We start from the raw sequence: 16,189 nt of genomic DNA, 5'->3' as shown, positions 1-16,189 counted from the left end.
TAAAAAACAAAGACTACCGCTTTTAGGGGTAGTCTTTGTAAAGTTTAAAAAAAATTAATTTATTGTATACGTTGGGTTTTCAGGATCTGTAAAATTTAGTACAAAAGAATAAGTTCCGGCAGTAGCAGGTATGTTTGCTCCATCGTCTAAAATACCGTCTAAACCATCGTCACCATAACTTAGTGTCCAAGCTTCATTTGATCTAATTTTATATTCACCGTCTATAAGTGTTACGTTATTTAATATCCATATATCATCATTTGGTTGAGACCAATCTCTAGTAAATAATGCATCTGGAGTTTCTCCCCAATTATTATAAGCAGAACCTACAAGTCCCCAAATATGTTCTATAGGCTCTAAAGAGTAAGATAAGTCATTTAAATTAACAGTAACAATATATCTACCAGCTGTAGTAGCAATGTTACCGCCAGAGGTGTCTAAAAATCCAGCAGAACCTTCTCCATAAGCGGTAGCCCAATCATTATTCATTCTAAATTTCATTTCACCATCTAATAATTTTACAATTCCTCTAAATTGATCTGAATAAGAATCGTAAGTAAGAGCAAAATCTGGAGTTTCTCCCCAATTATTATAAGAAGAACCCACAATGCCTAAAGAGAAATCTTCTATTTTATAGGTTTTGTTATTTAAGTTCATGGTAATTTTATAAGCACCAGCCGCAACAGCGATGTTACTTCCACCAGTATCTAAAGTTCCGTCTGCTCCGTCATCTCCAAAATCATTGGTCCATTCATTGTTTTCTCTAAATTTAATTTCTCCATCAATTAAAGTAACGTATGCTACTAAAACACCTGCAGTACTGGTTGTGTAGAATGGTAAATCTGGAGTTGCACCCCAATCATTAGCAGCAGAACCAATGATTCCCCATGTAGTAGATAAATCTAAAATACTAGAGTATGGAGTTATATTGATTGTTTGTAAATTAGTATCAATTAACAATTGATTGCCAATAAAACCTTGTAATTTGATAGACAAATCTGAAGCAACATCTGCTTCTGCACCTAAAGCTAATGCAATAGAATTTAATTCTAAAGTTGTAAATGATTTCTCTAATTTATCACCAATTTCTATGGTTTCTGCACTACTAAAATCTCCTGTAGCTAAATCTATCAGAATTTTATACGTTGGAACTGCATCAAAACCAAAATCTGGTGCTGTCCAAGTTGTATGTAGAGCAATTTCAGTCTGATTTTCCTCTAAAAGTACAATAGGTGCAGTTTCTTGAATAATCAAATCTGTTGTAGCTGCTACATCAGAATTTATGATTACTCTGTCATTAATATCTTCACAACTGGTAAAACCAATTGATACAATAATAAGAGCGAATAATGAATTTATTATTTTTTTCATGTCTTTAGTTATTAGTATCCTGGATTTTGTTTTAAATTAGGATTCGTGGTTATAATCGTGTTTGGTAAAGGAAAAAGGTTTCTATAATCTTGAACTCCAGATCCGTTTATAGAATTACCTTTAAAAGGCCATAAATACGTATCAGAAGTAAAGTAATTATGTCTAATTAAATCTGTTCTTCTTTGTCCTTCCCAATACAACTCACGAGATCTTTCATCTAAAACAAATTCTAAAGTTAAGTCTGCTGTACTAATGTTTCCACTTGTATCTCCGAAAGCTCTTTCTCTTAATTCGTTAATTTTAGTTACAGCCAATCCTAAATCTCCGCCGCCACCTCTAAGAGATGCTTCTGCGTAGTTTAAATAGATTTCTGCTAATCTTATTAACGGTAAATCGGTATCTACAAAATCTCCTGCAGCATCAGATCCCTGGTTTCCATTAGAATCGATATTTTTAAATTTAGTTACAGCATATCCATCTTCAAAAGTAGGAATGTCTACGATTTCTAAATTTTGTCCATCTGAATGAAACATTCCTCTTTTATCGTTTGCATCAAATTTATTAACTAAGTTTTTGGTAGTTCTTAAGCCTCCCCAGCCACCGTTTACACCAAATTCTGTAGCATTCATGTTTCCACCAATTGCAGCATGTACTAAAAATGTAGTACCTCCATAAGTTTGAGATCTAAGACCATCAAAGTTTAAGGCGAAAATAAATTCATTTTGTGCTCCGTTTGTGTTATTGTCTGCTAAGAAAAGTTCGTCATAAGCACTTCCGTTTCCATTGGCATCTACCGTATTAATAGAATAACTAGAAGACATAACGTTGTTAGAAAATGTTACTGCTTCTGCATATCTTGCTGTTCCCGTAAAAACTTCTGCATTTAAATATAATTTAGATAATAATGCCCAAGCTGCAACTTGATCTACTCTTCCGTACTCATTAGATCCACTCGCTTTTAATTGATCTTTAATCTCTAATAACTCAGTTTCAATAAAATTGAATATTTCTGTTCTTGATGCTTGTAACGGTAACTCTGTTGTTACAGAAGTAACTAAAGGTACGTTACCATATATATCCATTAAATTATAGTAAGCAAATGCTCTTAAAAAACGAGCTTCTACAATATAACTTGCAACCTCCGTATCTGTTAAAACAGCTGCATTATTTATAAATGAGTTACAAAAAGATACTTCTTGTGCTAACCTATAGTACAATGCTTCAGAAAAATCGTTACTACCAGACCAATACATTCCATGTAAATCTGGTAAACCTGCATCTCCCCAACCAATTACAGCGTGGTCTGTTGTTAATTCATTTAAGTTGAACAACATTCTAGAATATTGAGAAAAACCTTCATCAATATCTTGTATATCTGCTTGTCCAGATGGACCTTGTTGTCCTGTTAAAGCCAAACTAGCATATAATTTAGCAAGTGCTCCTTGTGCTTCTGTTGCATTAGAAAACACATCTTGTTCTGTAAAACTATCCGGATCAATTGGTAATTGATTCAAATCTTCGTGACATGATATAACTCCTAAAGAGAATAACATGATTACAATTAAATATTTAAATTTTTGTTTCATTTTTCTTTTTATTAAAAGTTAACGTTTACGCCTAATACAAAAGATCTAGGTCTTGGGTAAAAATCATTATCGATTCCTAAGTTTATTTCTGGATCTAAACCATCATAATCAGTTATTGTTAAAACATTTTGTAATGATCCATAAAAACGAAACGTTGTGTTTTTTATCTTATCTAAGGTATAACCAAGTGAGATATTATCAATTTTAAAGAAAGAAGCATCTTGTACAAAATGATCACTTAAAGCTGTTCTATCATTAATCACTGTAAAACCACTATTGTAGTAATCTGCATGTAAGTTAGATAAGATACTGTTATTTGTAGCGTTCTTTAGAACCCCTTTGTTGGCAGCAACATCATTATACATGTAGTTACCAAAACTTGCTCTGGTTTGGATAGATACATCCCAGTTTTTATAACTAGCACCTGTATTAAAGCCCATTAAAACATCACCAAAAGGATCTTCATTAATGTATTTATCATCATCATTAATCATATTGTCGTTATTTCTATCAACAAAAACCCCTTCTAAAGGTTTTCCATTGGCATCATACACTTGTTGAAACACTAAGAAACTATTTGCAGTTTCACCTTCTCTATGCACTTGCACGTTGTTACCAACACCTGTAGAAATTCCTCCTTGTGGTTGATCTACCGATAACTTGGTAATTGTGTTATCATTTAAAGAAATGTTGTAATCTACTGTCCATTCAAAATTATCTGTTCTAATAGGTGTTGTGTTTAAGTTAAACTCTAAACCTCTATTTTCCATATTACCTATGTTGGCGTTAATTCTGTTTCCAAAATTTGTAAAAGGATCTACAATAGAACTTGCAATAAGGTCGTTAGTTTCTTTAACATAAGCATTTACAGAACCTGTAATTCTTCTATCAAGAAAAGCAAAGTCTACACCTAAATTTAAAGTTCTTCCAACTTCCCAACGTAAATCTTTATTGATTGGTTCTGGTCTAAACGTTTGGTAAAAAGAATTGCCAAATTGATAGTTAGCTGTGTCTGTACTACCTTGATACCTAGTTAAAAATTGATAGTCACCTAAACCATTAATGTTACCTATTTCACCATAACCAACACGTAGTTTTAGTTCGTTAAAGAAAGAATCTTCCATAAAATCTTCTTTATGAATGCTCCAAGCTGCTGCAAATGAAGGGAAAAATCCCCAACGATCATCTGGGTTTAATTTTGATGAAGCATCTGCTCTTACAGTTGCTGTTAAATAGTATTTACCTTCATAATCATAATTAGCACGACTGAAATATGATAATAATACGTTCTTAGATTTGTCTACAAATTCATAAGTGTTACCATCTTCTTCTGCTTCACTATCATAATTATAGTTGTCATACTCAAATGACTGATACGCATAACCAGCTACTGCTGTTAAATTGTGCTTTTCATTAAAAGTTTTTGCATAGGTTAAATAAGCATCTAAAACTTTGTTGTCTGAATTTTGAGTATATCTTGTTAAAGAACCATTAAAAGTAGCATCTGAAGTTGGAATAAACTCTGAAGTAACTTTTCTACCATGACTATTAGAAGTATCATACCCTAAGTTTACTGTTGCGGTTAAGTTTTCTAATCCGTGTATTTTATAATCAAACTTTACATTACCTACAAAACGTCTAATTTCTGCAGAATCATCTATTAAGTTTAATAATGCTAAAGGGTTTGTTGGCGCTAAGTTGTTTTGATTTCCGGTACCAGCGTCTAACCAAGCAAAGTAACCACCGTATTGAGAATTCGAATCATACACTGCTTGTGTAGGATCAAAAGATACAGCACCACCAATGGCACCTCTATCTGCAAATTCATTTTCTGTGTACATTCCTTTTACATTAAAATCTATCTTTAAATGTTTGTCAAATAAAGTAGGTGATAAGTTTACAGAAGCTGTTGTACGTTGTAAGTTGTCTCCTTTTAAAATCCCTTCATGTTCAGAGTATCCTAAAGAAGCTCTCATTGGTATTCCATAAATTTTACCTAATGCACTAAAGTTATGGTCTTGTCCTATAGCAGTTGTATAGATTTCTTCTTGCCAATCTGTATCAGCATCACCTAATAAAGCAACTTGTGCAGGAGTTCCAACAGTATTGATTACACTTCTAAATTGATTTGCAGATAAAACATCTACCTTATCTCTTAAAGTATAAACAGTTGTTTGAGAGCTTGCGTTAAACTTAAACTCACTGTCTTTTCCTTTTTTAGTAGTAATTAAAATTACCCCGTTTGCAGCTCTAGAACCATAAATAGCAGTAGAAGACGCATCTTTTAAAACTACAAATGTTTCAATATCATTAGGGTTGATAAAGTTTAATGGATTTCTAGATCCACCAACACCTCCGTTATCTAAAGGAATACCATCTATAACATATAATGGTTGGCTATTTAATGATAAAGAACCTGTACCACGAATGTTAATAGTTTGTCCATCTCCTGGAGCACCAGAACCTCCAATTACATTTACACCTGCAACTTTACCACTAATAAGTGATTGTGCAGATACAATAGGTCCTTTGTTAAAATCTTTACTTGTTAATAAATCTGTTGTACCTGTTAAATCTTCTTTTCTTACCGAACCGTAACCTACTACAACAATTTCGTCTAGAGATTCTAAAGATTCTTCTAATACTACAGAAAGATTAAAATCTGTACCTATTGTAACCTCCTTGTCTGAAAAACCTAAATATCTAAAGACAAGTACGTTTCCTGTTTGTACCTTATCTAGAGTAAAGATTCCGTCAAAATCGGTTTGCATACCTCTAGTAGTACCTTTTATTACTACACTAACACCAGGCAAAGGATCGCCAGATGTTTTATCTTTTACAACACCCTTAACTGTTTGTTGTGCAAACACGCTAAATGATGATGTTAAAAGAATTCCAATTAACAATAATTTAAATTTTTTCATGTATAATTTGTTAAATAATAACTGTAAATTTGACTTTTTGATTACAATAAACTTACATTCCACTCCGTAAATATAGCTATCAATGATATGTTTACAATATGATATAAATCACGAAAACGTTTTCGTGTTAATAACTTTTTTTAGGATTTTATCATCATATTGATAAAGATGAATCCATATATTTTATATTTAACAAATAATGAAGCAAAAAATTACCATAAAAACAATTGCTAAAGAATTAGGGGTTTCTACATCTACAGTTTCAAAAGCGTTAAAAGACAGTCATGAAATTAGTAAAGAAACTAAAGAAAGAATACAAGCCTATGCAGATTACTATAATTACAAACCTAATAGTTTAGCACTTCAACTTCGCAATCAAAAAACAAAAGTAATTGGGGTTATTTTACCTAAAATAGTACATCATTTTTTCTCTACAGTAATTATGGGGGTAGAAGAAGGTGCTAATGAAAAAGGGTATCATATTATGGTTTGTTTCTCTAATGAGTCTTATAAAAAAGAGGTAGAAACCTTAAAAGTGTTATCAAACGGAAGTGTAGATGGTTTAATTGTTTCAATTGCAAGTGGAACACTAGAAAATAAAGATTTTAAACATTTTGGAGATCTAGTGGCAGAAGAAATTCCGTTGGTATTAATAGATCGAGTAGTAGATGAAATTTTATGTGATAAAGTAGTAGTAGATGATGTTGGTGCAGGTTACAAAGCTACTAAGCATTTATTAGAAAATGGTAGAAAAAAAATTGCGCTACTAACAACACCAAAGCACGTAAATGTAGGCGCTTTAAGAAGGCAAGGTTATGAAAAAGCATTGATAGAAGCCTATATTAAAACAGACCCTAATTTAATTGCAGAAATTGATGAAGAAGCTAATATCTCTGATCAAATAGAAAAAGTATTTGAACAAGATATTGATGCTGTGTTTGCTGTAAATGAAATTTATGCAGCTAAGGCAATGAGAGCAGCAAAACAAAAAGGGCATAAAATACCAGAAGATTTTTCTATAATAGGTTTTACAGATGGTTTAATCTCTAGATATTCTTCACCTTCTATTACAACAATTGCACAACATGGTTTTGTAATGGGAAAACAAGCTGTTGAACTTTTAATTGAACGAATAGAAAAAGAATCTGAAATTTATAAACCTAAAAAAATCGTGATTTCTAGCGATTTAAAACTACGAGAATCTACGAAACCGTCGTCGTAGATTTTTAGGATGCTTATCCTCCTTTTTGTTAAAAAAACATATATTTGCTATATAATTACGATTTATCAATAAATTACATTCCACAAAATTTATGAATTGATAAGTCTAAACGCTTATCGTAATATTCACTTAATAGCATACGATAAATGGAAAAGCGTAAATTAAGTTTTTGGCAAATCTGGAACATGAGTTTTGGGTTTCTAGGAATACAAATGGGGTTTGCCCTACAAAATGCAAACGCAAGTAGAATTTTACAGATTTTTGGAGCTGATGTTCATGAACTTTCATGGTTTTGGATTATTGCACCATTAATGGGATTAATTGTTCAACCAATTATTGGGCATTATAGCGATAAAACTTGGGGGAAATTCGGTAGAAGAAAACCTTATTTTTTAGTAGGCGCTATTTTAGCTTCTATAGGTTTAGTTTTAATGCCACAAGCCGATATTTTTATAGCCTTTTTACCAGCACTTTGGGTAGGAGCAGGTTTTTTAATGATTATGGATGCTTCTTTTAATATTGCCATGGAGCCTTTTAGGGCGTTAGTTGGTGATAATTTAAGAACAGATCAAAGAACGCAAGGTTTTAGTGTACAAACAGCTTTAATAGGTTTTGGAGCAGTAGTTGGTTCTTGGTTACCATATGCATTAACAAATTGGTTTGGGGTTTCTAATGAAACTTCTGCAGGTGTTGTACCTGCTAATTTAATCTGGTCTTTTATTATAGGAGCAACCATTTTAGTACTTTCTATTTTAGTTACCATTTTTACTACGGATGAATATTCACCAGAGGAATTAGCAAAATTTGATAATGAGGCTGTAGAAACTGCAGAACAACAAGAAAGTTCTAGTTTAATGGATATTTTTGATGATTTCAAAAAAATGCCAACAACTATGCGTCAATTAAGTTGGGTGCAATTCTTTTCTTGGTTTGGTTTATTCGGTATGTGGGTTTTTGCAACCCCTGCAATTGCACAACATATTTATGGTTTGCCTTATACGGATAGTAGTAGTACAACGTATCAAAATGCAGGAGATTGGGTTGGAATTCTTTTCGGAATTTACAATTTAGTGTCTGCTTTTTATGCTTTTGCATTGCCTTACATTGCAAAAAAAATAGGAAGAAAAAAAACACACTCTATATCATTAATTATTGGTGGTTTAGGATTATTATCAATTTATATAATGCCTAATGAAAACTGGTTAATAGTTTCTATGATTGGAATTGGAATAGCTTGGGCTAGTATTTTAGCGATGCCTTATGCAATTTTAGCAGGTTCTATTTCTGCTAAAAAAATGGGTGTTTATATGGGGATTTTTAACTTCTTTATTGTTATTCCTCAGATAATAAATGCCTTAATTGGTGGGCCATTAGTAAAGTATGCCTATAATAATGAAGCAATATTTGCTCTAATGATAAGTGGTGTTAGTTTCTTAATTGCTGCAGCATTGGTCTACAAAGTAAAAGATGTAGATGATGTAGTACAAGCAAAATTATAAGAACATACATAAAATTAATTAGTTGTAAAACTAATATTATATCAAAATTAAAATATTAAAAGTAGATGAAAAAAGGATTTATATTCGATTTGGATGGGGTTATCGTAGACACTGCGAAATATCATTATTTAGCGTGGAAAAAATTAGCAAACGAATTAGGTTTCGAATTTACCAAAGAACAGAACGAATTATTTAAAGGAGTAAGTAGAAAACGTTGTTTAGAGATTTTGTTAGAAATTGGAAAAAGAGAAGCAACTCAAAAAGAGTTTGATACTTGGATGGTCGAAAAAAATGTAGACTATTTAAAGTATATCGAAAATATGGATGCTTCAGAGATTCTACCTGATGTGACTAAAGTATTGTCCTTTTTAAAAGAACAAAATATACCAATTGCCTTAGGTTCTGCAAGTAAAAATGCACAACCTATTTTAGAAAAAGTTGGTTTACTGCACTATTTTGATGCTATTGTAGACGGAAACAATGTTACCAAAGCAAAACCAGATCCAGAAGTATTTCTTTTGGCAGCAAAGCAATTAGGTGTAAATGCAGCAGATTGTGTAGTTTTTGAAGATGCAGTTGCAGGTGTAGAAGCGGCAAATGCAGCAAAAATGATCAGTATTGGTATTGGAGATCAAAAGATACTTTCTGAAGCAGTGCATAACTTTAATGACTTTACTGAAATCAGTACAGATTTTATTCAGGAGCTGATTGATAAATAAATCAACGGAAACAATAGAATATAAAAAATAAATTATAGAGCAAGTGTCAGTCTAACGATGTAGCTTCTATGTTCTAATATATTAAAAACACACAATGAATCAAGATTACATCATACCAAACGAATGGTCTATTATAGAAGAAGGCTTTAATTCATACAAAGTAAAATCATCAGAAAGCTTGTTCAGTATTGGTAATGGCGCCATGGGACAAAGAGCTAATTTTGAAGAAAATTATTCAGGCGAAACTTTTCAAGGGAGTTATATCGGCGGTGTTTATTATCCAGATAAAACACGTGTTGGATGGTGGAAAAATGGATATCCAGAGTATTTTGCAAAAGTATTAAATGCACCAAATTGGATTGGAATTAACGTACTTATCAATGGTGAAAAATTAGATTTAAATACTTGTAAAGAAGTTGCTAAATTTAAAAGAGAACTAAACATGCAAGAAGGTTGGTTGTCTAGAAGTTTTGAAGCTGTTTTACCAAATGGAATCAAAATTAAAGTAGCTACAAAGCGTTTTTTAAGTTTAGAGTTAGATGAAATTGGAGCCATTAGTTATAATATAACTCCATTAAATTCTGATGCTAAAATTACGTATACTCCTTATATCGATGCAGGAATTACAAATGAAGATACCAATTGGGATGATCAATTTTGGGATGTTTTAAAAGTATCTCAAAATAAGCAACAAGCTTACATTGAGGCAAGAACCATGAAAACACATTTTTATACGTGTACTTTTATGGAATCTCGTTTATTTATAGATAATAAAGAAGTTGAGGCAACTTGTAACAGTGAGCAAACTTCAAATTTAATTTCTTGTTCATATCAACAAGAGGTTAAAGAGAATCAAACATATACCATTCATAAATTTGGTGGTTATGTGGTAGATAGAAATCATAATAAAGAAGATTTAGTTGCTGCAGCAAAAGTAGCTTTAGACAAAGCCGTTAGTTTTGGTTTTGATGTTTTGTTAGAAAAACAAAAGGAATCTTGGGCGCAAATTTGGAGTATGAGCGATATTACCATAGAAGGTGATGTAAAAGCGCAACAAGGAATCCGTTTTAATATTTTTCAATTAAACCAAACTTATTTAGGTACAGATGCAAGTTTAAATATCGGGCCAAAAGGATTTACAGGAGAAAAATATGGAGGAAGTACTTATTGGGATACAGAAGCATATTGTATTCCTTTTTATATGGCAACCAAAGACCAATCTGTTGCGAGAACTTTATTAGAATATAGATACAATCATTTAGATAAAGCTATTGAAAATGCTGAAAAGTTAGGTTTTACAAACGGAGCAGCGTTGTACCCAATGGTTACTATGAATGGTGAAGAATGCCATAACGAATGGGAAATTACTTTTGAAGAAATTCATAGAAATGGAGCTATTGCTTTTGCAATTTATAACTATTATAGGTTTACAGAAGACTATTCTTACATTCCAGAAAAAGGATTGGAAGTTTTAATTGCCATTGCACGTTTTTGGCAACAAAGAGCTACTTTTTCTTCGGATAAAAACAAGTTTATGATTTTGGGTGTTACTGGTCCCAATGAATATGAGAATAACATCAACAATAATTTTTATACAAATTACATTGCAAAATGGTGTATTAATTATGCATTAGAAAATATAGAAATTGTAAAAACAGACCATAATTCTGATTATAATAGAATTAAAGAAAAAGTAAATTTTTCTGATGAAGAGTTAGCAAAATGGAAAAGTGTTGCAGATGGAATGTATTTTCCATATTCAGAAAAGCACAATGTATATTTACAACAAGATGGTTTCTTAGACAAAGAATTAATTACGGTTGCAGATTTAGATAAAAGTCAGAGACCGATTAACCAAAAATGGAGTTGGGACAGAATTTTACGTTCTCCGTACATAAAACAAGCCGATACTTTACAAGGTTTTTACATGTTCGAAGATGATTTCTCTACAGAAGAATTAGAACGTCATTTCGATTTTTATGAGCCATTTACCGTTCACGAAAGTTCACTTTCTCCTTGTGTACATAGTATTCAGGCTGCAAAGTTAGACCGAATGGAACAAGCATATACCTTTTATTTACGTACTTCTCGTTTAGATCTAGATGATTATAATCACGAAGTAGAAGAAGGGTTACACATTACTTCTATGGCTGGTACTTGGATGAGTATTGTAGAAGGTTTTGGTGGTATGAGAGTACAAAAGAATACACTTTCTTTTTCGCCAAAAATTCCTAAAGAATGGAATTCTTATTCATTTAAAGTGAATTTTAGACATCAAGTAATTACTGTAAATGTTTCTCAAAAAGGAACTGATTTTACTTTAGAGGGAACAGAAGCAGTTCACATTTTAGTAAATGGAGAACAAGTAACGGTATCACCAAGTAAATAAATATAAATACTTACCTCAAAGGTCTTAAAGCCTTTGAGGTATTATAATACTAATAAAAAATGAAAAACTTATTCTTAGTTTTTGTTATTGTATTTTTGTTTTCATGTCAAAAAAGAGAACAAAATAAAATGGAGTTTACTAGGGAAGTTGCAGAAGTAATGAGTGAAATTGAAAGAGTAGAACCACCAAATTGGTTTATAGGTTTTAAAGATTCTTCGTTACAATTATTAGTAAAAGAAGAAAATATTGGAGCTTCAATTCCTTCAATCTCTTATGAGGGAGTTTCTATCGAAAAAGTAAACAAAGCTAGAAGTAATAATTACCTGTTTATTGATTTAAAAATTGATGCGTCTACAAAAGCAGGGAAATTTAATATCGATTTTACTTTTACGGATGGCACAAAAAAAACACATACTTACGAGTTAAAATCAAGAGATAAATCTTCGGATGATTTTATTGGTTTCAATAGTTCGGATGCAATTTATTTAATTACTCCAGATCGTTTTGCAAATGGAGATGAGTCTAATAACATCAATACAGCATTAAAAGAAACAGACATCGATAGATCTGACAATTACAAGCGTCACGGAGGAGATTTACAGGGAATTATTAACCATGTAGATTATATTGCAGACTTAGGTTTTACTGCAGTTTGGCCAACACCTGTATTATTAAATGATATGGCAGAAAGTTCGTATCATGGGTACGCAATGACAGATTTCTATAAAGTAGATTCACGTTTTGGAAATTTATCAGAATATAAAAAATTAGCTGATAAGTTAAGAGATAAAGACATGAAATTAATCATGGATCAAGTAGCCAATCATTGTGGTATTGGGCATTGGTGGATGAAAGATATTCCTTTTGATGATTGGTTAAACAATCAAAAAAACTATGAAGAGAATATTAATAATTGGAATGATGAAACTAATATTGGCTCTAATCATAGAAGAACTACAAATCAAGATATTTACGCATCAAAAGCAGATTTAAAAGGAAATAATGAAGGATGGTTTACACCTGCAATGCCAGATTTAAATCAGCGTAATCCGTTTTTAGCAAAATACATTATTCAAAATAGTATTTGGTGGATAGAAACGTTGGGTTTAGGTGGTATTAGACAAGATACCTATCCGTATCCAGATAAATATTTTATGAGCAATTGGGCAGGTTCTATAATGAATGAGTATCCTAATTTTTCTATTGTTGGTGAAGAGTGGAGTTACAATCCGTTAATTGTTGGTTATTGGCAAAGGGGCGCAAATAATAGAGATGGTTACGAGTCCAACTTAAAATCTCCAATGGATTTTCCAATGCAAAAGGCAATTGTAGAAGGCTTAAATGAGCAAGAATCTTGGGATCAGGGTTTGATAAAATTATACGAAGGTTTAGCCAATGATTTTCATTATGCATCGCCAAAAGACGTGTTTGTTTTTTTAGATAATCACGATAAAACAAGAGTGTTTACAGAGCTATGGGAAGATGTTTCTAAAGTAAAAATGGGTTTAAGTTACATGTTAACTTTACCTAGAATTCCACAAATTTATTACGGTACAGAAATTTTAATGAATGATTCTGCAAATCCAGGAGATCATGGTTTAATACGAAGTGATTTTCCAGGAGGATTTAAAGGTGATGCCGTAAATGCTTTTACAGGAGAAGGATTAAATGAGTCTCAGAAAGACATGCAATCTTTTATTACAAAGGTGCTAAACTATCGTAAAAGCAGTAAAGCAATTCAGGATGGTAAAACCATTCATTTTTCACCATCTACAGGAACTTATTTCTTGTTTAGAATAAAGGGAGATGAAACTGTTGTGAACATTATCAATAAAAATGACCAACCGATTACAATAAGTCTAAAACGATTTGAAGAGGTTGGATTAGATGGAAAAAAAGTAAAAAATATTATTACAGGCGATACCTTTATTTGGGGAGATGAAATTAATTTATCAGAAAAAGGTAGTGTTCTTTTAACAACAAAAATATAAGTTAAATTAGACAGTCTCCTTAAGTTTTTAAAAACTTAAGGTTCATAAAATATATTAACATGAAAACATTTAAAATTTTATTTTTATTATTGTTTATCACGGCTTTATCGTTTGCCCAAAACTCAAATAGAGTTTTTGAAAGCGCTACTATTCAAAAAGATAATTTATTAAAAATTACAGTTAATGATGGAGTGTATCAAATACAATTTTATAATTCTAAAATTGTAGAAACATCTTTTATTCCAAAAGGAGAAAAGTTTACATCTAATTCTCATGCTGTTGTTTTAAAACCCAATTTAGCAGCTATTGAATTTATAGAATCAGACTCTGTTGTAAATTTTTCATCAAAGGGGATTGTTGTAAAAATTAAGAAAGCACCTTTTAAAATTTCGTACTTCTATGGTGGAAACGAAATTACATCAGAAAAAACAGGATATTTAAAATCCAAACATCAACCAATGGATTTGGTTAAAGGTAATATTGTTGCAACCGAAACAGAAAAAATAGCATTCAATTTAACTTCAGATGAAATTCTATATGGAGCAGGATCTAGAGCGTTAGGTATGAATAGAAGAGGCTATAGATTGCCACTTTATAATAGAGCTCAGTATGGTTATGAAACGCATGCAGAATTAATGAATTTTACACTACCAATTGTAATTTCATCAAAAAAGTACATGCTTCATTTTGATAATGCACCTATTGGTTATTTAGATTTAGACAGTAATAAAGATAATACTTTAACCTACGAAACCATTTCTGGACGTAAAACCTACCAAGTTATTGTTGGAGATTCTTGGATAGATTTAGTCAACAATTATACCGATTTAACAGGAAAACAACCTTTACCAGCACGTTGGACTTTAGGTAATTTTTCGAGTAGATTTGGCTACCATTCTCAAAAAGAAACAGCAGCAACAATCACAAAATTTAAAGAAGAAAAAATACCTGTAGATGCCATAGTTTTAGACTTGTATTGGTTTGGAAAAGACTTACAAGGCACTATGGGGAATCTTGAGGTTTACAAAGACTCTTTCCCCGATATGAAGGGAATGATTTCTCAATTAAAAGACAAAGGTGTAAAAACAGTTTTAATTACAGAACCTTTTATCTTATCTACTTCTAAAAAATGGAATGAGGCTGTAAAAAAAGAAGTTTTGGCTACAGATTCTATAGGAAATCCTGCCAGATATGACTTCTATTTTGGTAACACAGGTATTGTAGATATTTATAAAAAAGAAGGAAAAGAGTGGTTTTGGAACATTTACAAAGAGCTTATAGATTTAGGAGCTAAAGGACTTTGGGGAGATTTAGGAGAACCAGAAGTTTTGCCGTCTTGGGTAAATTTTCAAAACAAAAAAGCAGATGAAATTCACAATATTTATGGGCACGATTGGGCTCGTTTAATTTTTGAAGGATATCAAAAAGAATTTTCAAACGAAAGACCTTTTATTTTAATGCGAGCAGGTTACTCAGGTTCTCAACGTTTTGGAATGATTCCTTGGTCTGGAGATGTAAACAGAACTTGGGGTGGTTTGCAATCTCAACCAGAAATTGCTTTACAAATGGGTATGCAAGGTTTGGGGTATATGCATTCTGATTTAGGTGGTTTTGCAGGCGCAAATTTAAACGATAATCTCTATATACGTTGGTTGCAATATGGTGTTTTTCAACCTATATTTAGACCTCATGCACAAGAAGATGTTGCTAGTGAACCTGTCTTTAGAAGTAAAAGAGCCAAGAGATTAACAAAACAAGCAATTGAATTGCGGTACAAGTTATTGCCTTATAATTACAATTTAGCCTTTGAGAACAATCAAAAAGGAACACCATTAATGAGACCCATTTTCTTTGAAGAAGAAAATGAGAAGTTACTGAACAATTCCACGACCTATCTTTGGGGTAAAGATTTTTTAATTACACCAATTTTAAAAGATTCGGTAGCAACTAAAGAGATTTATTTTCCGAATACTGCTAATTGGTTTAATTTTTATAATGATGAAAAAGTTATTGGCGGACAAATAAAAACAGTTTCGTTAGATGAGGAAACAATTCCTACTTATGTAAGGGGAGGAGCTTTTGTTTTAATGACAGATTTAGTACAAACTACAGATGCCTATAAAGCAGATAAATTAAAGCTGCATTATTATTATGATGCGTCGGTTAAGAAAACAGATAGAGAATTTTATAATGATGATGGACTTACTGCAAATGCTTTTGAAAAAGGAGCTTTCGAAATTTTAGAATTTGAAGCAGAAATTTTAAAACGTTGGTTAGAAATTGATTTAGAGGCAGAATTTGGAGATGCTTGGAATTCATCAGCAAAAGAAATAAAATTAATTATTCATAATATCAATTGGAATCCTAAAAAGATAAAAGTTGATGGAAAAAGAAAACGAATTTCATCAGAAAAAAATATGCTTACAATTCCATTAAAATGGAGTCCTAATAAAGAATTAAAAGTAAAAATATCATTAAAATAATAAAT

9 protein-coding genes are annotated in these 16,189 nt (G+C 31.6%); 6 read left to right on the top strand and 3 right to left on the bottom strand.

Annotated elements, in window-relative coordinates; all coding sequences use genetic code 11:
- Positions 1-54: 54 nt before the first annotated feature.
- The 3 genes from WG945_RS03635 to WG945_RS03625 are packed head-to-tail and all read right to left on the bottom strand — an operon-like array spanning position 55 to position 5,881.
- On the bottom strand, positions 55-1,371 hold the full coding sequence (locus WG945_RS03635) for a SusE domain-containing protein (protein ID WP_068448310.1): 1,317 nt from the start codon (positions 1,369-1,371) through the stop codon (positions 55-57).
- Positions 1,372-1,382: 11 nt separating this feature from the next.
- Positions 1,383-2,957 (bottom strand): RagB/SusD family nutrient uptake outer membrane protein, encoded by a 1,575-nt coding sequence (locus tag WG945_RS03630; protein ID WP_068448308.1) that lies wholly within the window; start codon positions 2,955-2,957, stop codon positions 1,383-1,385.
- Positions 2,958-2,968: 11 nt separating this feature from the next.
- Positions 2,969-5,881 (bottom strand): SusC/RagA family TonB-linked outer membrane protein, encoded by a 2,913-nt coding sequence (locus WG945_RS03625; protein ID WP_068448306.1) that lies wholly within the window; start codon positions 5,879-5,881, stop codon positions 2,969-2,971.
- Between the two features lie 199 nt (positions 5,882-6,080).
- On the opposite strand from WG945_RS03625, the gene WG945_RS03620 reads away from it, so the two are divergent.
- The 6 genes from WG945_RS03620 to WG945_RS03595 all read left to right on the top strand — a co-directional run bounded on the left by WG945_RS03620 (position 6,081) and on the right by WG945_RS03595 (position 16,184).
- Positions 6,081-7,103, top strand: a complete 1,023-nt coding sequence (locus WG945_RS03620; protein WP_068448304.1) for a LacI family DNA-binding transcriptional regulator — start codon at positions 6,081-6,083, stop codon at positions 7,101-7,103.
- A gap of 146 nt (positions 7,104-7,249) precedes the next feature.
- Positions 7,250-8,602 carry an MFS transporter gene (locus WG945_RS03615; RefSeq protein ID WP_068448302.1) on the top strand — a complete coding sequence of 451 codons (1,353 nt, stop codon included), beginning with the start codon at positions 7,250-7,252 and terminating at the stop codon, positions 8,600-8,602.
- Between the two features lie 65 nt (positions 8,603-8,667).
- Positions 8,668-9,321 carry a beta-phosphoglucomutase gene (gene pgmB / locus WG945_RS03610; RefSeq protein WP_068448300.1) on the top strand — a complete coding sequence of 218 codons (654 nt, stop codon included), beginning with the start codon at positions 8,668-8,670 and terminating at the stop codon, positions 9,319-9,321.
- 94 nt (positions 9,322-9,415) lie between these two features.
- A complete protein-coding gene (locus WG945_RS03605; RefSeq protein ID WP_068448298.1) occupies positions 9,416-11,710 on the top strand; it encodes a glycoside hydrolase family 65 protein in 2,295 nt (764 codons plus the stop codon).
- Between the two features lie 59 nt (positions 11,711-11,769).
- A complete protein-coding gene (locus WG945_RS03600) occupies positions 11,770-13,701 on the top strand; it encodes a glycoside hydrolase family 13 protein (protein WP_068448296.1) in 1,932 nt (643 codons plus the stop codon).
- Positions 13,702-13,760: 59 nt separating this feature from the next.
- On the top strand, positions 13,761-16,184 hold the full coding sequence (locus WG945_RS03595; RefSeq protein WP_068448294.1) for a TIM-barrel domain-containing protein: 2,424 nt from the start codon (positions 13,761-13,763) through the stop codon (positions 16,182-16,184).
- Positions 16,185-16,189: the final 5 nt, after the last annotated feature.

It is taken from the genome of Polaribacter atrinae, assembly GCF_038023995.1.
Classification (GTDB): Bacteria; Bacteroidota; Bacteroidia; order Flavobacteriales; family Flavobacteriaceae; genus Polaribacter; species Polaribacter atrinae.
The sequence above is the reverse complement of the archived record's forward strand: the minus strand, read 5'-3'. Positions and strand labels throughout refer to the sequence as shown.

Bases quoted from the DNA above. Each gene is read 5' to 3' on its own strand.
- WG945_RS03635 (WP_068448310.1), bottom strand. From the start codon at position 1,371: ATGAAAAAAATAATAAATTCATTATTCGCTCTTATTATTGTATCAATT.
- WG945_RS03630 (WP_068448308.1), bottom strand. From the start codon at position 2,957: ATGAAACAAAAATTTAAATATTTAATTGTAATCATGTTATTCTCTTTA.
- WG945_RS03625 (WP_068448306.1), bottom strand. From the start codon at position 5,881: ATGAAAAAATTTAAATTATTGTTAATTGGAATTCTTTTAACATCATCA.
- WG945_RS03620 (WP_068448304.1), top strand. From the start codon at position 6,081: ATGAAGCAAAAAATTACCATAAAAACAATTGCTAAAGAATTAGGGGTT.
- WG945_RS03615 (WP_068448302.1), top strand. From the start codon at position 7,250: ATGGAAAAGCGTAAATTAAGTTTTTGGCAAATCTGGAACATGAGTTTT.
- pgmB (WP_068448300.1), top strand. From the start codon at position 8,668: ATGAAAAAAGGATTTATATTCGATTTGGATGGGGTTATCGTAGACACT.
- WG945_RS03605 (WP_068448298.1), top strand. From the start codon at position 9,416: ATGAATCAAGATTACATCATACCAAACGAATGGTCTATTATAGAAGAA.
- WG945_RS03600 (WP_068448296.1), top strand. From the start codon at position 11,770: ATGAAAAACTTATTCTTAGTTTTTGTTATTGTATTTTTGTTTTCATGT.
- WG945_RS03595 (WP_068448294.1), top strand. From the start codon at position 13,761: ATGAAAACATTTAAAATTTTATTTTTATTATTGTTTATCACGGCTTTA.